Here is a 22,529-nt window from a genome sequence, read left to right as displayed (position 1 = left end):
CTTTTACATATTAATTCAAATTAAATACTTCTGTTTCTTTAAAGGGTGATAAATCTAAGCTTTTCATATTGTTTTGGTAATCTACCCATTCTTTTGCGAAGAAAGCGTTTGTTTTTTGTAGCGCAGCTTCTAGGTCGTCTTTAGCAAATTGCATCAGTTGTTTTTCTGTAGCTGTCATGCCCGTTTTTCTTGATCCTACGTAGCGTCTCGCTACTTGTATACGCTGCATTACCGTCATTTCTTTACTACGTGTAATACCTTGTCGTTTATCTACCTTACCTAAATAAATAGCGGTTAGAGAATCTATTTGTTTAATGATATCTTTAGAAGCTTTTATCTGCTCCTTGTACTTTTTATCATCTTCTTTTTTAAGGTCCTTTTGAAATTTTTCAGCAGTTTCTTTGCTCTTGGCCAATTGCTGTACGGCATCTGCTGCAGTTTGCATGTAAGATTCCAATACTTTGCCATTGGCATAGGCTTCATTGATCGCTATCTGAGATACTTCTAAGCGTGGATCTGATTTTACCGTAATTTTAGTTTCTTCTTCCAAATCACCATAAAGCATCTTTATCGTGTACGTACCAGGTTTTACATCTAACCCGCCAGACTCTCTCTTTTTGGTCTGTACTTTTCTAGAAGGTCTATCGGCGCCTTTTTCATCCATTCCCCAGTAAATTCTATGGAATCCGGCTTTTTCTGGAGTCTTGTATTTTAAAGTACGTATCAATCGTTCTCCATCATAAAAATCGAACTGGACGGAGTCTTTCTTTTGAACTCCCGTTAGTTCTATACTATCCTTCTTTTCTTCTATTTTTTCTTCGGATGCGTCTTCCTTTTTACCTTTTGCCGCCTTATCCTTTTTCATAGCTTTTTTACCTTCTTTTAAATAGTACGTAATCATAGCTCCGGATTTTCTATTCTCACCTTGGTACAGGGCATCTGCCCCAAAACGACTTCCTGTAGGTTGTTGATATGAAGCTTGATATGTTGTTGGCGGAGTAAATAATTCTATTTCCTTGTTTAGAATAGAAGCATCTGATGCTAAAGCACGTAACGGACGAATATCATCTAACACCCATGCAGCCCTACCAAATGTGCCGATTACCAAATCATGCTCCCTTGGGTGAATGGCTAAATCTTTTGTGGATACCGTTGGGAAACCTTCGGTCCATTTTTGCCATTTATCTCCTGCATTTAACGAAACATATAATCCGTCATCGGTACCTAAAAACATTAAATTAGGATTCTCTGGATCTTCAATAATAGATAAGGTGTAGCTCTCAACATCTGTGGCATCAACAATTCTTGTCCAGCTTTTACCGTAATCTTTAGTGCGGTATGCATACGGAGTGTAATTGAATCTTCTATAATCATTAGCGATTAAAAGTGCTTCCCCTTTATTGCGGGTAGATGCTTTAATTTGTGGAATCCAACTTCCTTTTGGTAAGCCTTTAATATTTGAGGTTACCTCTGTCCATGTTCCGCCACCGTTTTGAGTGTAATGAACTCTGCCATCATCGGTACCTACCCAAAGCATATCTTTTTCAACTTTAGACGGTTCTATTACCAATATAGTTGTATGATTTTCTGCGCCTGTAGCATCCATAGATAATCCGCCACTTTCGCTTTGTTTTTGCTTTTCTGGATCGTTGGTAGTTAAATCTGGAGAGATTACCTTCCAAGTTAAGGCCTTATCTGTACTCTTGTGTACAAACTGGCTACCAAAGTATACGGTAATGGTATCAAAAGGGTCTTGGCTAATTGCCGAGTTCCAATTAAAACGTAGTTCTGTTGTAGCATCGGGTGGGGTAGGGCGTACAATATAATTGTTACCTGTTACATGGTCAAAACGTTGCACATTACCTTGTTGGCTCATGGTATATCCATATCTAGAATCTACAGGGTCGGGAACGACATCAAATCCGTCTCCAAAACTAATTTCTTGCCAGTAGCTATTGCGAATTCCCTGAGCTTTCCAAACATAGGCAGGACCTCTCCAGCTTCCATTATCTTGCATACCACCATACACTTTATAAGGATACTCGTTATCTACTGCAATATGATAAAATTGCGCAACGGGTAAATTACCAACAAAACGCCATGTTTTACCACCATCTTTAGAGATATTGAGTCCGCCATCATTACCGTCCATCATAAATTGCCCGTTTTCTGGGTGAATCCAAAATGCATGGTGATCTGGATGCACTCCATTGTCCACTCCATAAGCTGGCATTAGTTGATTAAAATTTTTACCGCCGTCTTCAGAAACATTTACATAGGTAAACACAGAAAATACCCTATTTTCATTATCCGGGTCAACATATATTTCTGAATAATAGAAAGGTCTATTGCCAATATCGTTCTTGTCATTGATTTTCTTCCATTTAAATCCGCCATCTTCAGATTTGTATAGCGCGTTCTTTTTAGCTTCCACCAAAGCATAAATAATATCAGGCTTTCCAGGAGCAATGGCTACACCAATTCTACCTAAATCACCCGCAGGCAGACCATCTTCTTCAGTCAGTTTTTTCCAATTCTTACCACCATCATGGGTCATATATAAACCACTACCAGAACCACCGGAATTAAAGAACCAAGGTTCACGCTTGTGTTCCCACATGGCAGCGATTAATTTATTTGGGTTGGTAGGATCCATAATAAGATCCGCCACTCCCGTTTTATTATTTACGAAAAGCACTTTCTCCCAAGTCTCACCACCATCGGTAGTTTTAAACACTCCGCGTTCTGGGTGCTCGCCCCAAGGAGAGCCAATGGCACCAACATAAACCGTATTCGGATTCATTGGGTCAATTTTGATTCTATGGATATGTCTCGTTTTTTCAAGACCCATAGATTTCCAAGTCTTACCGCCATCAAGAGATTTGTAAACTCCATAGCCACCATTAAGACTATTACGAGGGTTTCCTTCTCCAGTACCGGCCCAAATTACGGACGGGTTACTTTGCTGAATAGCAACCGCACCGATGGAAGCAGTGACTTCCTTATCAAAAATAGGTTCCCATTTTACCCCGCCGGATGTAGATTTCCACAATCCGCCAGAAGCGGTACCCACATACATAATATCGGGATTGTCATTAACGACATCAATGGCAGTTACACGACCGCTCATACCACCAGGACCGATGTTACGGGGTTTAAGGTCTTGAGCTAAGTCCATTTTGAATTCTTGTGCAGTAACGAAAACAGATGCGAAAAGCATCAACAGGGAGAGTAATCTTCTTGTCATTTGAGTGGTTTGTTAGTTATGTGTTTAAAAATAGCGGAAAAGAAAGGGAAGTATTCTTAAAAGGATGTTAACAGTTTTGGTTTTTAAGAATCCACAATCCTTTAACAGTTTTGCGGTTCAGTGTTCAGTTGGCAGTTTCAGTAGGCAGTAACAGTATTCAGTAAACTGAAACAACTTTCAGTTCGTCATTGCGAGGCGCTTTGCGCGACTTGGCAATCTGTTGAATTCGTGTACCAGTCCCTTCGACTGCGCTCAGGATGACAATTCGTTTACAAGAATGTCAGTTCGAGTGGCTTTTTAGTTGTAGCATAGCGGAAACTACAAAGTTGTATCGAGAACCATTGGAACACATAAAGGTTCTCGATACTAATTTCTCGTACCTCGAAATTCACTCGAACTGACAAAAGTGGTATTGGTCACAGAGCGTATTTCAGTAGACAGTATCAGTAGACATTATCAGTTGGCAGTTTCAGTTCTTAGTGTTAAGTTTTCAATTTTTATTCGTTTTTGCGACGTGGCAATCTGTCAATATCGAACACCAATAGTTCTCGACTGTGCTCGAACGGTCAAAAATACTAAACAGGTCACTGAGCGAAGCCGAAGTGACCGGACAACGTACAACGGACAAGGGACAACGGACAACCAATCAAAGAACCTCAAAAATCCCAAACAACTCCTTCCCCTGTCTAGGTGTTATCGAATTATAACAGGGATCGAAAGTGATCGTTTTAAAATATGGAGATAAGTATTTGATATATAGTTCTTTGTTTCCTCCAAAAGGGCGCTTTTCCATGTCGTCGGTAAGTGGAAAATTGAACCAGAGTCCGGCTAATTTTCCGTTAGGTTTTAGTAGGCTTGCCATTTGCTTGGCATAGGCACTCCTATTTTCATCAATCGGTACAAAAGAGCAGAAAAAGGTTTGTTCTATAATTAAATCGAACTGTCCGCTGAATTCAAAAAAATCAGATTGATGCATGTTCTCCTCCAGAAAATCAGGATTTCTTTTTTTAAATTCTTGCAGCGGAATTTCCGAAATATCAAGAATATGGGTATTGACAAATCCTGCTTTCCAAAGGTACTCGGCTTCGTAAGCATTGCCGGCACCCGGTATTAAAATCTGAATTGATTTAGCCGTTAATTGATCGGCATATGCTTTAATTGGGGTAGACGGGTAACCAATATCCCAACCTGTATTATTATTCTTATACCGTTCTGTCCAATAAAGCTCTTCTTCTTTCAAGGTAAAATAGTATTTGCTGGTACAGTAAATTTAATCCAATTTTACCAATTTCTACCATCTATGTAGAATTGAATACCATTGATCATAGATTCATTGCCGTAGATAAATCAAATACTTATCTTTCGTATCTACTAAATACCAACTACTTAAACACATGAAATACTCTTTTTTATCGGTAATGGCAGTATGCTTTACGTATGTATGTTCTGCACAGACACAACCAAAGTGGGCACGTTACCCGGCTATTTCTCCCAACGGCGAAACCATTGCGTTTACTTATAAAGGCAACCTATTTTCGGTACCTGCAGATGGTGGTGTGGCAAAGCAGTTAACCTATCATTCTTCACATGATTATGCACCAGTTTGGAGCAAAAACGGAAAAAAGATAGCTTTTGCATCGAACAGATATGGCAATTTTGATGTGTATGTTATGGATGCCAAGGGCGGACCAGCAACAAGATTGACCTATCATAGTAACGATGAAAAGCCATTTAGCTTTTCGGCAGATGATCAAGAAGTTTTGTTTGGTACCATGAGGTTAGACGCTGCCGAGCATCGACAATACCCTACGGGATCACAGCCAGAGTTGTACAATGTTCCTGTAACAGGTGGCAGGGTTGGTCAAGTGCTGACCGTTCCGGCAGAAGATGTGCAAGTAAATGCAGACGGTACAAAAATGGTATTTCATGATAGAAAAGGCTACGAAGACGCTTTTAGAAAGCATCATACATCTGCCATAACCAGAGATATTTGGCTGTATGATCCATCAACAGGAAAGCACAAGCAGCTAACTACTTTCGGCGGAGAAGACCGTAATCCGGTATTTTCTAAAGATGGCAGTGCTATTTATTATTTAAGCGAGCAAGAAGGTTCTTTTAATGTCTTTTCCATGTCGTTGACGGGAGCACCTGAAATTGCTGCACATACCAGTTTTAAGACACATCCGGTACGCTCATTAAGTATTGGTGACAATACTTTGGCATTTGGTTATGATGGAGAAATTTATACGCTAAAAGCCGGTGAAAGTGCTAAGAAGGTAGAAATAATAGTTAGAACGCAAGAAGACAGCAATGCCATTTCTTATAAATCGGTGAACGGTGGCGTTCAAGAAATGGATGTAGCACCTAACGGTAAAGAAATTGCATTTATAAGTCGTGGTGAAGTATTCGTGACCTCGGTAGATGGATCTTTGACCAAGCGTATTACCAACACACCAGAACAAGAACGCTTTGTAAAATTTATGCCCGATGGTAAATCCGTTGCCTATTCAAGCGAACGCAATGGCAAGTGGAGTATTTTCAAATCATCAAAAGTACGTTCAGAAGAACCTTATTTCTTTGCATCTACCTTAATTAAAGAAGATACTTTGGTGACTTCGAAAAATGATATCTACCTGCCAGAATTTTCTCCTGATAGTACTCATGTGGCATACATGGAAGACCGACGAACGTTGAAGGTCAAGAACCTAAAGACCAAAGAGGTGACTACGTTATTGACACCGGATGAAGTTATACATATGCGAGACGGAGACCAGTATTATCAGTGGAGTCCTGATAGCAAGTGGCTGTTGGTAGATTGGAGCGTTTCGTTGAATAATACAGAGCTATTATTAATTTCTAAAGATGGTAAGCAACGTAAAAATTTAACCCAGAGCGGGTATTATGATTTTTCACCTAAGTGGGTGAATGACGGTAGCCAAATCATCTATTTTTCGAATCGTGACGGACTTAAAAGTTACGCTACCAGTGGTTCTTTTGAAACAGATGTCTATACCATGTTTTTAACGCAAGAGTCTTGGGATAAATTCAATAATACAAAAGAAGAATATGACCTGTTGAAAATGATAGAAGAGGCGGCAAAAGAGGAGAAGGAAGAAGATGATGCCGACGATAAAAAGAAGAAAAACAAAAAGAAAAAAGAGCCGGAAGTAAAATCGGTTACCTTCGATTTGGAAGTTGTAGAACGCAGAAAAGCTCGGTTAACCATACACTCCTCTAAGCTATCTGATGCCGTACTTTCAAAGGATGGGGAAAAATTGTTTTACCTAACCAAGTTTGAAAAAGGCTTGAACCTTTGGGAAACCGAAATACGTACCAAGAGCACCAAAATGTTGATAGCCTTAGATGCAAAATCGGGAAGTTTACAGTGGGATGCCAAGAAGGAAAATCTATTTCTTTTGGCAGATGGTAGTATGGTCAAAGTGGACATTGATGGCAGCAAGACCGAACCGGTAAAACTAAAGGCAGAAATGGTTTTGGATGCCGATGCCGAACGTAAATTTATGTTCGATCACATATGGCTTAAGACTAATGGTATTTTTTACACCTCTACCTTTCATGGTATAGATTGGGATGCTATGCGTACCGAATATGAAAAATACTTACCACATATTGGCAATGACTATGAATTCTCAGAAATGATTTCAGAAATGTTGGGCGAGCTGAATGTGAGTCACGCCGGAGGTCGTTTCTCCGATAATATCGAGAACGGTGACCAGACAGCCTCTTTAGGCATTTTCATGGATTACGATCATAAAGGTGATGGCATAAGAATTACCGAAGTCATCAAAGGCGGACCGTTAGATAAAGCAGGATTTGATGTTGAGCCGGGTATGATCATTCAAAAAATTAACGGAGAAACCATTGGAAACACAGTAGATGCAGCCTTTTATTTAAATCGTCTGGTTGGTGATTTTACATTGCTTGAAATTGTTGATGAAAAAGGAAAGAAAAAAGAACTAACCGTAAAGCCAATTTTACTTAGGGAAGAAGGTCGCCTTTTGTATGACCGTTGGGTAAAGAACAACGAAAAAGAAGTATTGGCAAAAAGTAACGGTACCTTGGGTTATGTGCATATACCGGGCATGAGCGACGAACCATACCGTACCATTTATGAAGAAATGCTGGGTAAGTTCAATGATAAAAAAGCGGTTATTATAGATACCCGCTTTAATGGTGGCGGAGATCTAGTGGCAGATTTGGCTATGTTCTTTACCGGTATACCCTTTTTGTCTTATGAAACCGAAGATAGGGTAGTAGGTGGCGAGCCAACCTCTCGTTGGACAAAGCCGACCTTGGCGATGTTCAACGAATCTATGTATAGCGATGGCTCATGTTTTGCAAGTGGCTATGTAGATTTAAAAATCGGAAAAACGGTAGGTATGCCCGTACCGGGTACCTGTAGTTTTGCAGGTTGGGAGCGTTTACCCAATGGTGGCGTTTGGGGAGTAGTACCTGTAAGTGCTAAAAATAAGGCGGGCGAGTGGATGGAAAACAACGAAACCGATCCGGAAATCATTGTGAAAAACCAACCTGATGTCATTGCAAACGGTATTGATCAGCAATTGGAGAAGTCAATTGAGGTATTGATGAAAGAGGTGGAGTAGCCTTAGATTTAAATAATAACAGACGATTACTATTGACAAATATTTTTATAATTAGTGATATGGACAATTATGCACATACACAATTGTTAGGCACAATTGAAAAACCTTTAACGAAACTCTAAACAAATCTAATAATCTTGGACTCCAAAATAAACCCACAATGAAACAGACACAATTAATTATTTTCTTTTTACTGATCACCGTAATCTCAAAAGCACAAACTAGTGAACTTAGCACATTAGCAGATCAAATTTATTTTAATGGAGAGATTTATACAATGGACGATAACCGGCCAATGGTGGAGGCTGTTGCTGTAAGAGCCGATTCAATACTTTCTGTAGGAAGTAAGGAACTTGTCATGAAGTTAAAAGGGGATAAAACCCAACTCTTTGATTTAAAGGGCAAGACCATGATTCCTGGTTTAATAGAGGGGCATGCCCATTTGTATTATGTTGGATTAAATTTATTGGAAGTTGACTTGGTCGGGGCTAAAAGTTATGATGAAGCTATTGAAAGAGTCGCAGAAAAAGCAAAAAACACTCCGAAAGGAGAATGGATTTTAGCAAACGGATGGCATCATGATAAGTGGGATACACAACCTACATTAGTTAATGGGTTTCCCACAAATAAGTTACTATCTACTGCTGTACCAGATCACCCTGTTATTCTTATACATGCTTCTGGACATATCATAATTATAAATCAAAAAGCTATGGATATAGCGGGTATTAATTCAAAGACACCTCAACCAGATGGCGGCGAAATAATTATAGATATTAATGGTGAACCAACCGGAATTCTTAATGAAACTGCAGGAGAATTAGTGTTCAAGTTTGTACCTGAACCTACAAAGGAAGATGTAAAAGAAGCAGTAACTTTAGCTTTAGAAGAGTGCTTTAAAAATGGTATCACCGGATTTCATGATGCAGGTTCTGATGACTACATGATAAACCTTTTTGAAGAAATGGCATCACAAAACCTAATTAAACTAAGGCTGTATGTTATGCTTCGCGGAACAGATTCTGAACTTCTAGAATATTATTTTAAGGAAGGTATTCAATTGAACTTATATGACAATCAACTAACCATCCGGTCTATTAAACTAATGGCAGATGGGGCTTTAGGCTCAAGAGGCGCCTGGTTATTGGAAGAATATACGGATGCACCCGGAGAGCATGGTCATAATTTTACACCGTTAGAGGATATTGATAAAATTGTCAATAAAGCTTACAAAAATGGTTTTCAAGTAGGTATACATGCCATAGGAGACAGAGCAACTCGTGAGGTTTTGGATATTTATGAGAGCACATTTAAGACTAAATCTACAAATAGTTCAAAAGACGCAAGATTTAGAATAGAACACGCCCAACATTTCAATCCAGCAGACATTCTTAGGGTTGCTGAATTAGATGTTATTCTAGCAATGCAGGCTATTCATATGTCTTCAGATAGACCTTGGGTCATTGACCGCATAGGAGAGAAACGTATTACGGAAGGTGCCTATATATGGCAGTCCTTTTTAAAGTCTGGAGCAAAGATTGTGAACGGAACCGATGCACCTGTAGAACCCATTAATCCTATTGCTGGCTTTTATGCTTCAGTATCCAGAAAAACTTTAAAAGGCATGCCTGATGGTGGTTATGAACCCCTACAGAAAATGACAAGGAATCAAGCACTCAGATCTTATACATTGGATGCCGCCTATGCAGCGTTTCAAGAAAATGACAAAGGAAGTATAGAAGTTGGTAAATGGGCAGATTTCACCATACTGGACAGAAATATTATGACAATTCCAGAAAATCAAATATTAGAAACTAAGGTCGCTATGACTATTATTGGAGGAGAAGTAGTTTTTGATAATAAAAAAACTGATTAAACATTCTCTCATCAATATTGTAGGTTGATTATTATGGATTGGTTTGAAAGTAGAAACCTAAGATAATGTAAATTAGAAATCGATATTTTCAAATTATACACAATGAAAACCTGACTGGACATTATTCTTGGGAAACGTAAAACGAAAGGGCTATTAAGAAAAAATGAAATTATTAAATATGCCTAACAACGTATTTAAAAAAATAGCGGTTTTAGTGCTTATACGAAAGATAAATAATAAAATAGAGGTCAATTATAATCCGAAAAGTTAGTGTCTTTTTACACGCTACGTTCCATACATAAGACCGTTGGTAGCAATAAGAAAACCGCCAAACTAATTAAGAACATATGAAAATAGTAAAGAAAATAGGGAAGTGGTTTTTGATTTTACTGGGAGCAATTGTTATGTTTATTTTAGTTGTATTGCTAATAATTAGAATCAACAGTTCTGGAGAAGAAGAACCTTTTTTAGACGAAAAGGGTAATGTACTACCAAATAGTATTGCCATGCACGAGGACATGACAATAAACGGAGTAAAACAACGAATTACAATTAGGGGAAAAGACAAGAATAATCCCGTGCTACTAATAGTTCACGGAGGACCGGGTGCACCAATTTTACCAGTAATTTACAAACTCACGGGAGTTGATTTGGAAGATATATTTACAGTATGTTATTGGGATCAAAGAGGGTCTGGACTAGCCTATAATGATAGTATACCTGATTCTTCCATTACTTTAAACCAAATAGTGGATGATGGTTTGCAACTATCAGAACATTTAAAAGAGACTTTTAAAAAGGATAAGATTTACATCGAAGGTTTATCGTGGGGAACTGCTGTAGCTGCTTATATGGTTCAAAAACAGCCAGAATTATATCACGCCTATATTGGTAGTGGTCTAATGGCGAATCTATCACTTTCAGAAGAATTATCTTATGAATTTGCACTATCGGAATCGCAAAAGCACAATGATACCATTTCAGTCAATCTATTAAAACAAATTGGAAAACCACCTTATGTTGAAAACTCAAAAAATTCAGTAGCTCAAGCCTTTGAAATAGAACGACAAATTGTGATGAAGTATGCACCGATAAAATTAGAAACCGATTTTAATTTTATTAAAAGTATGTTTTTAGATAATGGTTTAACGTTTAGCGAAAAATTTACGGATATGATCAATAGTCCAGAATCTTACTATCCTGCAGCCAAGATTTTGCAACCTACTGCAATCAATATGAATTTAATGCGTGATATCACAGAATTTAAAGTACCCGTATATATATTACAAGGAGACAATGACCATTTTACCGAAACGTCTGTAGCAAAGATGTATTTTGATTCCATTATTGCACCTTCTAAAAAATGGTTTTTATTTGAAAATGGAACACACGGAGTACAAGTTGAATATCCAGAAAAATATCGTTCAATATATATTAATGAAATATTGAAAAAATAGTTATTAGCTCGTGTATAATCCGAAACGAAAGCGTCTTTTAATCAGCTTCGTTTGAAATACGGAGATCGTTGTGTTTTATACTGAAAAACGTAAGGGATAATAAAGAGGGGAAAGCCGAAAACCGATCAATGTAGGCACTAAACTATCAGAATTATGAAAAAACGAACCAACCGATTGATTTTACTCGCAACACTTTTTGCATTCGCTTTTGTATTCCAAAGTTGTGAACAAACACAAAAGGAGGAAATTAAAGAAGTGGAAAAAGAAGTAGTTGTTGCACCCGAAAAACCTGAATATTTTCTATTGCGTCCAGAAGTAGAAAAAGCATACGGATATTCACACGTCGTAAAAATTGGGAATAGCATTAAAATTTCTGGAGCAGTTAGTATGGACAATGAAGGAAACCCAACTGCTATCGGTGATATTGAACAACAGATGAAAAACTGTTATGCTGATTTGGAAAAAATATTAAAACACTTTGACTGCACATTTGACGATGTTGTAAAAGAAGACATTTTCACAACTGATATGACACTAATGTTGGAAAAATCAGCATATCGAGCTGAAATTTATAAAAACCGATTTCCAACTGGCTCTTGGCTTGAAGTAAAAGGATTAGCATTGCCTGAATTTATGGTTGAAATTGAACTTGAATTACATAAATCGGAATAAAAAGATTGAACGCACAACAATGAATTACCGCATTTGCAGCAGATTCGACTACATCCAAATCCACTCAGTATTGCTAACGTCTCTGCTACATAGAAAATTAACCCATATTAACCCGTAACTGATGGTTATACGAAGCCGTTAGCTATCATAACATGAATGTATGAAACACGTAATCACTTTAGTATTCTTTATTCTGTTATTTTCAGGTAATCAGAAACCCTCGGATTGGATTAATAGATCTAAGCATGAGGGGCTTTACAAGCAAGACATGTCGAATGAATTTGAAGTTTACTCATCTGTCGAACATCCGGGAGATATTAAAAATACAGTAGAAGTTCTTGAGTTAGCAAAGAAATATTACGACAGAATTTTTGATGAAAATCTTAATTTCGCAGTACTTTTTATTGATAACAAAAACTGGAACAAATATGCCTTTTCACCACCTCCGGGTATGCCTCAAGCATACAATAAAGGAAATATCGTTTTAGGTTTAGGAAAGTCAGTAATTGCAAGTAATGCTGAAAATGGAATTAAACAAGCTCCTCCGCCAGTTAAAGAGCTCTTAAAACAACATTTTGGTGAAAATATAGACCTTGATTACTTTTACAGAGATGCGCTGTCGCTCCACGAATTGGGTCACCTATATCAATTCTACAGAACAGGTAAAAGCTCACAACGCAGGTGGCTAAATGAGCTTTTCGGAAATCTCTGTCAAGTTGGTGCAGCCCGCAGTTTCGACACCCAAATTGTACTTGATCAAATGGATGTTTTACAAACTACCATGATTCGAGGAAATCAATGGGGTGAGCTTAAGTTCAAAACTTTAGATCAATTTGAAACGGAGTATTTACAAATAATGCAACAAGGACAGAACTACGGCTGGTATCAAACTCAGTTCTACTTTAAAGCAAGGGAATTACACTCAAACTTCGGTGATGATTTCCTCAGGTTGTTTAGAGATTTTTTGATTGACACAAATCCTGACATAATTGGCGAATTGGACAATGCGGAATTAAATCAGAACATACTAGAAACTTTTGGAAGGGAAGCAGCTAAAATTATGAAATGGAAATATGATAACTGGCAATATAAATAACTTCCATTCAGTCGCTGTGTTTAAAATACGGTGACCGTTATAATACCTAACAAAAGACCATTAAACATCGATGAAAGTTTACGGAAAATGTCTTAAGTGTAGTAATGAAATAGCATATGCAACGAGTGCAAATACTCGAGTAGAATTTGCAATGCAAGATGGGAAGATTATAAAATTGACTTGCAAAAATTGCGGGAAAATAAATGAATTTCATGTTGACAAATTACACGCAAAACAATCAAACTTTGCAAAAATTGGTGCTGGCGTTTCTAAATGAAAAGTCGGCAATACATAATCAAAACCTACCAAACTATAACTATGGGAAAAAAACTAGAATCCATCACTCCCGATTTAAAGAAATTCATAGAAAAGCAAAAGATATTTTTTGTGGGTACGGCTGCTGCTGAGGGGAATGTAAATGTATCCCCAAAGGGAACGGACTCATTTCGGGTTATAGATAAGAATAAAATTGTTTGGTTGAATCTCACCGGTAGCGGTAACGAAACTGCGGCACATTTGATCAAGAACAACCGTATGACCGTTATGTTCTGTGCTTTTGAAGGAAAACCTATAATTTTACGATTGTATGGTACTGCAGGTATATACCATAAAAGAGATCAAGAGTTCGCAAAATATATAGACTTATTTCCTGCGAATACAGGCGCTAGACAAATCATTGAAATGCATGTCGACTTGGTACAAACGTCTTGCGGTTTTGCCGTTCCGTTCATGGATTTTAAGGAAGAACGCACAACCTTGAACGATTGGTCTTCAAAACAAGGAGAAGATAAAATCAAAGAATATTGGAAAAATAAGAACACCAAGAGTGTTGATGGATTCGAAACCAATATTCTAGGATAGTAACTAGTTAAAATCAATTACATATTGAAACAAAGCATAGCACGTATTGCATTAGTAGTCGATGATTACGATAAAGCCATTGAATTTTACACCAATAAACTAGATTTTTTACTTGTAGAAGATACCGACCTGGGCTATGGTAAACGTTGGGTTATTGTGGCTCCACAAGGTTCAAGTGAATGTTCTTTGGTTTTAGCAAAGGCAGATAATGAAGATCAAGCTTCACGTGTAGGTAACCAAACTGGTAATCGTGTTTTTCTATTTTTGTATACAGACGATTTCTGGAGAGACTATTATAAAATTGTAGAAAGGGGAGTCAAGATTGATCGAGAACCAGAAAAAATGCCTTATGGTATGGTGGCTGTATTTAAAAATCTTTACGGTAATAAGTGGGATTTATTAGAGCCAGTGCTACAGTAATAGTTGATTTAATATCATTTTTAATACAAATAATAAAATATCTAAAAAGTATATTCAATTGCAAAGCTCAGATGCCTTTGACAGGCTTCGGTACTTCTGAGAGCATTTTTAAATTGAAAAAGCTCCACAGCTTAAATTAGTTTAGTACTATTAGCTCATGTAAATTCATTAAAAAAAGGGCAAAAATCAGTTATGACATTTGCCCTTTTTTATCGCTATAAAAGTAAGTTCTATTTTAAAGTAGATTTAAGCATCCAAATTAATTTTTCTTGTCCTGTGATTAAATCACTAACTAAAGTAGCTGTACCTTCATCATTATTGTCAGAAGAAAATTCTAAAATTTCTCGCTCTTGAATCAATAACTCGTTCAAGTTGTTAATTAGCAACGAAATTCCTGTAGCTCCATCAGATACCTCTTTGATGATTCTAATTGTTTTATTTTCTAGGTAATCTTCAAATGTGTGTAAGGGTTGTTGATCTAAGGTTAAAATACGTTCTGCAATTTCATCAACGGTTTCCGTAGCTTCAGTATATAACTCTTCGAATTTCTCATGTAATAGAAAGAAATTGCTCCCTTTTACATTCCAATGCATGCCTCTCAAGTTCATATAATGAATTTGATAATCAGCTAAAAGAATGTTTAATTTATTGCTGATGGTAATGTTGTAATCTTGGTCTAATCCCACGTTTTTATTTAAAGTTTCCATAATCCTGTTGTTTTAATTTCTTACTGTAAAATTACGTATGATCACCCTGTATTACGGTAACAAAGGTTACATAAACAATACGTTTTACCTATACACTAATCGAAATTAAATAATGATAAAAGTTGTCTTTTAAAGCAATTGTAGTTCACAAAATAGATTCGTAAATTAGGAAGGCAAAAAAAAAGACAACTTAAACGTATGCAAATTCCAGAGATCCCCAATCTAATACACTACGCCATTCCTTTTTTTACGATAACCGTAATCTTAGAAGTCATTTTATCGGTTAAAGTTAAACTCCATGACTACGAGTTTAAAGATGCCGGCACTTCTATAGTTATGGGTTTAGGTAATGTGGCGATAGGGTTGGTTACAAAAGGTATTGCATTGGGGTTTTTCTATTTATTGTATAATTTTTATCATTTATTTGAAATACCGTTTGCTTGGTGGTCGTGGATCATATTACTTTTTGCAGAAGATTTCTGTTATTACTGGTTTCATAGAATAAGTCATGAAAGCAGATTCTTTTGGGCGAGTCATGTGGTGCATCACTCCTCTAAAAACTATAATTTAAGCACTGCTTTACGACAGTCGTGGTCTGGCGGATTTTACACTTTTATATTTTGGACTCCGTTAGTGCTTATCGGTTTTCACCCGGTTATGATTCTGGTACAGATGTCGGTCAGTTTGATCTATCAATATTGGATACATACAGAAATGATTAAAAAAATGCCCAAGTGGTTCGAAGCTATTTTTAATACACCGAGTCACCATAGAGTGCATCATGCCACGAATCCGCAGTACTTAGATAGAAATCATGCCGGAGTATTTATTATTTGGGATAGGTTGTTCGGTACCTTCGAACCTGAAGTTGAAAAGCCCGTTTATGGTTTGGTAGCGAATATTAATACCTATAACCCTATTAAAATTGCCTTTGCAGAATGGTATAAGATGCTGGTCGATTTTTTTACATCAAAAACCACATTGGTAAATAAGTTCAAGTACCTAATAAAACCACCAGGTTGGCGCCATGATGGCAACAGCATTCTTTCTACCGATTTAAGGAAATCATGGGAAGAGAATAACAAATCTGATACATTATAAGTAGTCGATTTTGTGTTATTTATAATTTTTTAACATTCAATGAATATAATAATAATGCTTGTGCTGAAAAGGCTGGAGTTAAGCATTAACTACCTTTCTTAATCGAATTATAAAATCTTTATAAAATCAACGATTATGCAAGAAAAACTAACTATTGCAATTTGCGGAGCTGGTATTGCAGGGGTAGCAACTGCCTACTATATTTTAAAAAAAAGAAAAGATTGTAATGTAATCTTGATTGATAAAAATCAACCACTTTCGTTCACCACAAGTAAGTCTGGCGAAAACTTTAGGGACTATTGGCCCGAAAAAAATATGCGCCAATTTGTTAGTGATAGTATTGAGTTAATGAAAGAGCTTAAAACTCAATATGGAGAGAACTCTTTTGAAATGAAGAATTCGGGCTACAACTTTATTAGTCATGATGTTGATAATCCAATATTTGGATCTGGTGACAAAGAAAATTCTACTAGTTATCTAGAAGAGTTCACGAATACGTCAGCAATTCAGAAGGACTTCCCGTATCTCGACAAAAAAATAGAGAAGGTCGTACGAATAAAAAATGCAGGTAAAATTGATGTATACGATTTGGGTACTTTATTGCTGAAAGAAGCAAAGAACATGGGGCTTACGTTTATTGAAGGTGAGATCGTGCGTATTGAAAAAAGTGGTACTAAATTTCAGATTGTTTTAGATTCAGAAGAGTTAATTGATGCTGATAAAGTAGTAATCGCCACTGGTCCTTTTTTAAACAAGATTGCGACTATGTTCGGTTTTCAATTTCCTATATCGAACACTTTACAGCGAAAATTCATCATACCAGATCCCAATAAGATCATACCTAAAAACATGCCATTTACTATTTATGCAGACAAGCAATATTTAGATTGGTCTACAGATGAGTTGGAGTTCTTTAAATCGGATGAGAAATACAAATGGTTGTTGAACGAATTTCCTGGCGGACTCCATATAAAACCAGAAACAGAAGGCATAAAACTTGGTTGGGCATTTCAAACGGAAAAAAGTGAACCATCATTTGATATACCGGGTTTCGAGTTTTTTCCGCAAGAGGTATTAAAAGGGGCCAGCCGTTTTATTCCTGAACTATCTGCTTATGAAAATGATATTCCAACGCCCTTAATTGAATATGCGGGCTATTATACAAGAACAAAAGAGAACTGGCCGCTTATAGGGCAGACCGAAGTAAACAATGTTTATGTAGTAGGTGCGCTTGCCGGTTACGGTACAATGAGCGCTTGCGCAGCAGGAAAATTATGTGCTAATTACATATTTGATAAACCCGATTTACCTGAGTATGCTGCTTATTTTGACCCTTTAAGATATGAAAATGAAGAAATTGTTAAGGCAATGAATGAGCTGGATAGTGATGGACAGCTCTAGAATATATTTAAAGTAGTGTAACATTATATAACTTCTGTAGTCGAACATGTAACCAATCAATAACAGAATGAACAATAAATTAGTAGCGTATATAGGTATTTTAGGAGTTAGCTTGTTCGCAATTGCGGCAATCGTTGGTCCTTTATTAATTGATGATTACAGTATAGTAAGTCAATATATTAGTGAATCTTTTGCTTCTGATACCGAATATGGTTGGTATTTACAGTACTTCGGATATGTACCTAGCGGAATTCTCATTACCATTTTCTGTTTTAGTGCACCCAAAAAACTACCAAGTTCCAAATTGATCGTAGCCGGTTTTTTCGGTTTGGCGCTTTTCTACGGATTGGGAACGGTATTGGTAGGATTATTTCCGTGTGACGCAGGGTGCCCAACAGATGTAATAGACTCAAGTCTTGCTCAACTCATACACAATGCAGTGGCATCTTTGACGTATATATTTTTTCCTATTTGTTTAATAAGTATCGGGTTGGGGTTAAAAAAGTTTGAGAACTATGGTCGTTTATCTCAAATTGCTATCGTTATAGGAATCATTAGCGGAATTTTTATCTTCTCACTATTCTCCGATCCCAATTCAGGTTACCGTGGGATTTTACAGCGAATTATAGAAACCTCGTTTTTTGTTTTTATCGTTTCGAGTGCATTGAGAATTAGGAAAAGTAAAGGTTGAATTAGTACTCAGTGTAAGTATTAGGTAAAGAATATTAATTACAAAATACAACATAAGCAATTTATAGGTCACTGAGCGTAGCCGAAGTGACCGAAGTGACCGAAGTGAACGTGTTCCAAAAGAACAGATAGCCGCGCTTTGCTCGCTATGACGAACAACCAACAACTACTCTTTATAAATCAATCCATCTTTCATTACAAACGAAACATTTTTAATCACAGAAATATCCTGAACCGGATTTCCCTTTACGGCAATAATATCAGCTAGAAACCCTTTTTTTAAGCTTCCTAATTGATTTAAATGAAACATACTTGCATTGCCAGATGTTGCAGATTTTAAGACCGATAAAGGCTTCATTCCGTAATCTACCATCAGTTCCATTTCACGATAGTTTTCACCGTGTGTAAAAACACCAACATCACCACCAAAAACAATTTTTACACCAGAATCCAAAGCTAATTTAAAAGACTTACGCTTTTGCTGAATACGTTCAGGTTCTGGGTCGGTCGCTTTGTTCCAACCTCTATACTGGGTAATAGCATCGCCCGCAGCTAGGGTAGGGCATAAGCCAACACCTTTTTCTTTCATCATCTTAAAAATCTCAGGTGTACCACCGTCACCGTGTTCAATGGTTTCCACTCCGCCAAGTATTGCTCTTTTCATACCTTCGGGAGTGCTGGCGTGGGCAACTACATATTTACCTGCAGTAGTTGCAGTGGCTACCATGGCATTAATTTCTTCTTGTAAAAAAGTAGGTTTGGAAGCAGCACCTGGTGTCCAACGGTAATCGGCATATATTTTTATTAAATCGGCACCGTTACCCATTTGTCTACGAACCGTTTCAATACATTCGTCAACTCCACTTGCAGGTTCAGCACCTAAAGGCACCGTTACGCCATCATGAAACCCTTTTGGTCCATATGCACCCGTTGCCACAATTGCGGGTCCTGCAACCAATAATCGTGGTCCGTCTATAATTCCGTCTTCAATAGTTTTCTTCAAATACACATCTGTATAACCGGCACCTTCAGCACCCAAATCTCTCATGGTAGTTACACCTGCCATTAAAGAATTCTTTATATGAACGGTACCTCTAACGGCACGTTCAACAGGGGATTCTTTTAAAACTTGATCATTCCAATCCGTTTCATTGTAGGGGTGTAATAATACATGAGAGTGACCTTCAATAATACCGGGCATAAGGGTAGAGCCAGCCAAATTTATTTCTGTGGTGTTATTAGGTAGCGAAACTCCATTCGCATTTCCTACGTAAGTAATTTGATTTCCTTCAACCAACACCACCCAATTGGTATGTAATTCGGTGCCGTCAAATACTTGGTCTGGTTTTAAGAGTGTTTGAGCAAAACATAGGCTTGTGGAGAATAGAAATAAATATAGTATTGATTTCATAAAAGTAATTTGTTTAGTTGACAATGGCAGAATTTAATAAATTGTCTAAGTCAGCTTTAGAATGTTGCATTCCATTAGAAAGTACCATAAAGATGTCTTTGGTATTTTTAATATCTTCTAACGGATTGGTATTTAGTAAAACAATATCAGCAATTTTACCTTCAGAAATAGTTCCGTAGTCTGTATCTTGCTTTAAAAATTTAGCTCCGTTATAGGCTGAAGCTTTTAATGCGTCAAGCGGAGTAATTCCGGTAGCGACCATTGCTTCTAGTTCTTTATGTAGAGATATACCAGGGTAGGTGAAGCTATTGTAAGCTCCACTATCTGATCCCGCCAAAAGAGATACTCCGTTTACATTCAGTTTAAAAGCAAGTGCACCAAAAAAATCATCTAAAGCCTTACGGTCTGTAACTTGCTTTTCAGTGGCATATTTTACACGGTCAATTCTACCTTTATAGGTTTTCTGAATACCGTCGCTCATATATTTTAAATAGTTGTCTTGGCTGTGGTCAACTTCGTCTAAATAACTTAGTACTCTGCCTATGTGGAGTGTAGGTACCACAAATACGTTTTTCGATTTTAAATGTTCGAATGTTCTTAAAGCAGTCGAGTCAGAAAATGAAGATTGGAGTAAAGGCATAGCATCCCAAAATCCGATTTCCTTGTCCACCATCTGTTGAGTGATTTCTTCTTCTTTGCTTGAGCATCCTTTCATAATATAATAAAGGTGTTCTACTGCATCAATACCAGCGTCAATAGTGGGGTCAAGTTCGACGGTAAAAGGCATATGTCCAGAAGTTATTAGGTTTCTCTTTTCTGCTTCTTCTATCACCTTTAGATAATTCTCACCCGAAATACGGCTATCATAAATTTTTACAAAGTCCGACGGTATCGATTGTAAAGAATCTAACGCGTTATTAATATCTGCATCATTGTCCACTTCCAAAGAACCAGCCCATGTACCACCAGGACCATCAATTTTTGGTCCCGATGTAAAAATGGTTGGTCCTACAAGTTCATTGTTCGCAATTGTCTTTCGCCATTCTAAAACCGCAGAGGTAAGGTCACCACCGGCATCACGCACTGTAGTAATACCATTTGCAATAAACAGTTTTAAGAAGTTTTTATTAGCACTGATTAAAGAATCGCCACCTCTAAAATGGGTATGGTTATCCCAAAAGCCTGGTACGATAAATTTACCTTTGGCATCAATTACCGATTTAGCTTTTATGGTCTTAATATTAGAATCGGTAGTAATTTTTATAATTCTATTATTGGTAATTAGTATGTTCGAAACAGAAACCGACCCATCTTCAATATTAATAAGATTACCATTTTTTATGATTACATCATAGGTGATTTGTGGTTCAGATTTACATGATAAAAGAATTGTTAAACAGCATAAGCTTAGACAAATCTGTTTTAATTTAATTGAAATATTCATGTTATTTTTGGTTGGTTTAGTAAGGTAAAAATAATTACCTATTTAATAATTGTCTGATCAAGATAAATACAAAAATGAAAAGACTATAACCTATAAAAAAGGGAATAATGAATGCTTTTAAATCCAATACTAAAAAGAGTCCTATAAGCAATAATTGAAAACCTAGCCCAAATGTAGACACTGCTGTCATTAACCATTTAGGTTGATTTATACCTTTAATGGCATTTTTGTCAAGACCATAAATAATTCGATCATAAGGTCCATAGCAAAATGAATATATACGGTATAGTAGGTCTACGGTTTGTTGATTTTCGCCTTTTAGGGCGATAGGTGTTTTATTTTCAAATACTCTACTTGTGGTATCGCCATCATGCCTATTTCTTAAAATTACATAGTAATAATTATATAGTGTGCCTTGTAATTGAAGTCCGACGAAAGCTACCAGTGCAAAGAAAATAGTACTGTCGGTAATGTACCAAATTGAAAGTATGAACAACAGATTAAGTATGAAATCTGAAATAGAATCAAAGTATCGACCAATGTGCGAAGGTATATTCTTTATACGGGCCAGTTCACCGTCTGCTGCATCAAGAATTGATTTTAAAATGAGAAAAAGTAATGCTGACCAATAAAAGCCTTCTAAGATAAAAACAATAGCTAGAAGTCCGCAGACAGTAAATGCCAGCGTAACATGAATTGGTGTAAATATTGTTGTTTTTAATTGATTGGCGATAAAGAAGGCAAAGGGCCTACCGTAATCTGATAAGTCTAAGAACTGATGTTCTTTCGGTAATTTAGGCATTTTAAATACATCTTCGGGAAAACCAATAACGGAAACACGTTGGCTTGGTACACCACAAAAGTGAATGTAAAAATAAGGTTTAATTAACAATTAGGTAATACTGTTAGTCTACAAATGAAGTCATTAGTGTTCTATTTTATCGTCCGCCACCATCACGATACTTAATGTTTTCGGCAGCGTGATAAATTATTCCTTCAATTCTTTTATTCCTAGTTTCTTCACGCTTTGCTTGATTTAGCCAATAGAGGTAACTTTTACGTTGACTATGAGTAAAGTTTTTAAAGTTGGCAAAAGCAATAGGGTTTTTATCGAATGCTAATTGTAATTCTTCTGGTATTACTCCGTTTTCCACATCATCTAAAGAAGTCCAAGAGCCATTTTCTTTAGCAATTTTTATAGAAGCCAATCCTGCGGCATGCATTCTACCATTAGCTATAAGTTGTTTTATGTAGTTCTTATTGACCTTGCTCCAAACGCTTTTTGGTTTTCGTCGGCAAAAATATTGCCTTCGCTTGCCGTCGCCCAAGCTTTTGACCGTACTATCTATCCATCCATAGCAAAGTGCTACTTGAACAGCTTCTTCCCATCGCATGCTTTCGTTTTCATGTGCTACGGAGTAGAAAATGAGATGAACTCCCGAGTGGTCAGAATGATTATTGTGCAACCAATTTTTAAATTCACTATCATTTTTAAAATATATCTCGGGTTTGTTTATCATA

The 22,529-nt window shown here is 36.9% G+C and carries 17 protein-coding genes; 10 read left to right on the top strand and 7 right to left on the bottom strand.

The genetic code is table 11. From position 1 onward, the window contains the following. Positions 1-10: 10 nt before the first annotated feature. The gene (locus DFQ03_RS10080; RefSeq protein ID WP_243834472.1) at positions 11-3,247 is read right to left on the bottom strand and encodes a VPS10 domain-containing protein; all 3,237 of its coding nucleotides are present in this window, start codon (positions 3,245-3,247) and stop codon (positions 11-13) included. A 646-nt stretch (positions 3,248-3,893) separates the two neighbouring features. Continuing rightward, positions 3,894-4,487 (bottom strand): methyltransferase domain-containing protein, encoded by a 594-nt coding sequence (locus DFQ03_RS10075; RefSeq protein WP_133673041.1) that lies wholly within the window; start codon positions 4,485-4,487, stop codon positions 3,894-3,896. A 154-nt stretch (positions 4,488-4,641) separates the two neighbouring features. Here DFQ03_RS10075 and DFQ03_RS10070 point away from each other — a divergent pair, with 154 nt between their 5' ends. From DFQ03_RS10070 to DFQ03_RS10040, 7 genes are all read left to right on the top strand, one after another. Continuing rightward, the gene (locus DFQ03_RS10070) at positions 4,642-7,872 is read left to right on the top strand and encodes a S41 family peptidase (RefSeq protein WP_133673040.1); all 3,231 of its coding nucleotides are present in this window, start codon (positions 4,642-4,644) and stop codon (positions 7,870-7,872) included. Between the two features lie 160 nt (positions 7,873-8,032). Then, complete coding sequence (locus DFQ03_RS10065; RefSeq protein WP_133673039.1) at positions 8,033-9,748, top strand: amidohydrolase; 1,716 nt, start codon at positions 8,033-8,035, stop codon at positions 9,746-9,748. A 347-nt stretch (positions 9,749-10,095) separates the two neighbouring features. Next, complete coding sequence (locus DFQ03_RS10060; protein ID WP_133673038.1) at positions 10,096-11,205, top strand: alpha/beta fold hydrolase; 1,110 nt, start codon at positions 10,096-10,098, stop codon at positions 11,203-11,205. Positions 11,206-11,358: 153 nt separating this feature from the next. Next, positions 11,359-11,877, top strand: coding sequence for a RidA family protein (locus DFQ03_RS10055; protein WP_133673037.1), 519 nt, complete (start codon positions 11,359-11,361; stop codon positions 11,875-11,877). Between the two features lie 160 nt (positions 11,878-12,037). After that, positions 12,038-12,973: a hypothetical protein gene (locus tag DFQ03_RS10050; protein ID WP_133673036.1), complete on the top strand. Its 936-nt coding sequence runs from the start codon at positions 12,038-12,040 to the stop codon at positions 12,971-12,973. 318 nt (positions 12,974-13,291) lie between these two features. Continuing rightward, complete coding sequence (locus tag DFQ03_RS10045) at positions 13,292-13,834, top strand: pyridoxamine 5'-phosphate oxidase family protein (protein ID WP_133673035.1); 543 nt, start codon at positions 13,292-13,294, stop codon at positions 13,832-13,834. Between the two features lie 24 nt (positions 13,835-13,858). Beyond that, entirely contained in the window at positions 13,859-14,254 is a 396-nt protein-coding gene (locus DFQ03_RS10040; protein ID WP_133673034.1) for a VOC family protein, read from the top strand. A gap of 230 nt (positions 14,255-14,484) precedes the next feature. Here the strand turns inward: DFQ03_RS10040 and DFQ03_RS10035 are convergent, their stop codons facing one another. Beyond that, positions 14,485-14,961, bottom strand: a complete 477-nt coding sequence (locus DFQ03_RS10035) for a Dps family protein (RefSeq protein WP_133673033.1) — start codon at positions 14,959-14,961, stop codon at positions 14,485-14,487. 198 nt (positions 14,962-15,159) lie between these two features. Here DFQ03_RS10035 and DFQ03_RS10030 point away from each other — a divergent pair, with 198 nt between their 5' ends. The 3 genes from DFQ03_RS10030 (at position 15,160) to DFQ03_RS10020 (ending at position 18,154) form a co-directional block, all read left to right on the top strand. After that, entirely contained in the window at positions 15,160-16,062 is a 903-nt protein-coding gene (locus tag DFQ03_RS10030) for a sterol desaturase family protein (protein ID WP_133673032.1), read from the top strand. A 135-nt stretch (positions 16,063-16,197) separates the two neighbouring features. After that, a complete protein-coding gene (locus tag DFQ03_RS10025) occupies positions 16,198-17,463 on the top strand; it encodes an NAD(P)/FAD-dependent oxidoreductase (protein ID WP_133673031.1) in 1,266 nt (421 codons plus the stop codon). 67 nt (positions 17,464-17,530) lie between these two features. Then, entirely contained in the window at positions 17,531-18,154 is a 624-nt protein-coding gene (locus DFQ03_RS10020) for a DUF998 domain-containing protein (RefSeq protein WP_133673030.1), read from the top strand. A 165-nt stretch (positions 18,155-18,319) separates the two neighbouring features. On the opposite strand, the gene DFQ03_RS10015 is transcribed toward DFQ03_RS10020, so the two are convergent. The 4 genes from DFQ03_RS10015 to DFQ03_RS10000 all read right to left on the bottom strand — a co-directional run bounded on the left by DFQ03_RS10015 (position 18,320) and on the right by DFQ03_RS10000 (position 22,528). Next, positions 18,320-19,564 carry a metal-dependent hydrolase family protein gene (locus DFQ03_RS10015; protein ID WP_133673029.1) on the bottom strand — a complete coding sequence of 415 codons (1,245 nt, stop codon included), beginning with the start codon at positions 19,562-19,564 and terminating at the stop codon, positions 18,320-18,322. A 13-nt stretch (positions 19,565-19,577) separates the two neighbouring features. After that, a complete protein-coding gene (locus tag DFQ03_RS10010) occupies positions 19,578-21,008 on the bottom strand; it encodes an amidohydrolase family protein (RefSeq protein WP_133673028.1) in 1,431 nt (476 codons plus the stop codon). Between the two features lie 34 nt (positions 21,009-21,042). Beyond that, a complete protein-coding gene (locus DFQ03_RS10005; RefSeq protein ID WP_133673145.1) occupies positions 21,043-21,810 on the bottom strand; it encodes a CDP-alcohol phosphatidyltransferase family protein in 768 nt (255 codons plus the stop codon). A gap of 136 nt (positions 21,811-21,946) precedes the next feature. After that, complete coding sequence (locus DFQ03_RS10000) at positions 21,947-22,528, bottom strand: YdeI/OmpD-associated family protein (protein ID WP_133673027.1); 582 nt, start codon at positions 22,526-22,528, stop codon at positions 21,947-21,949. Between the last annotated feature and the right edge of the window lies 1 nt (position 22,529).

The organism is Maribacter caenipelagi (assembly GCF_004364175.1).
GTDB classification, from domain to species: domain Bacteria; phylum Bacteroidota; class Bacteroidia; order Flavobacteriales; family Flavobacteriaceae; genus Maribacter; species Maribacter caenipelagi.
Note: the sequence above shows the minus strand (reverse complement) of the source record. Positions and strands in the feature narration are given on the sequence as shown.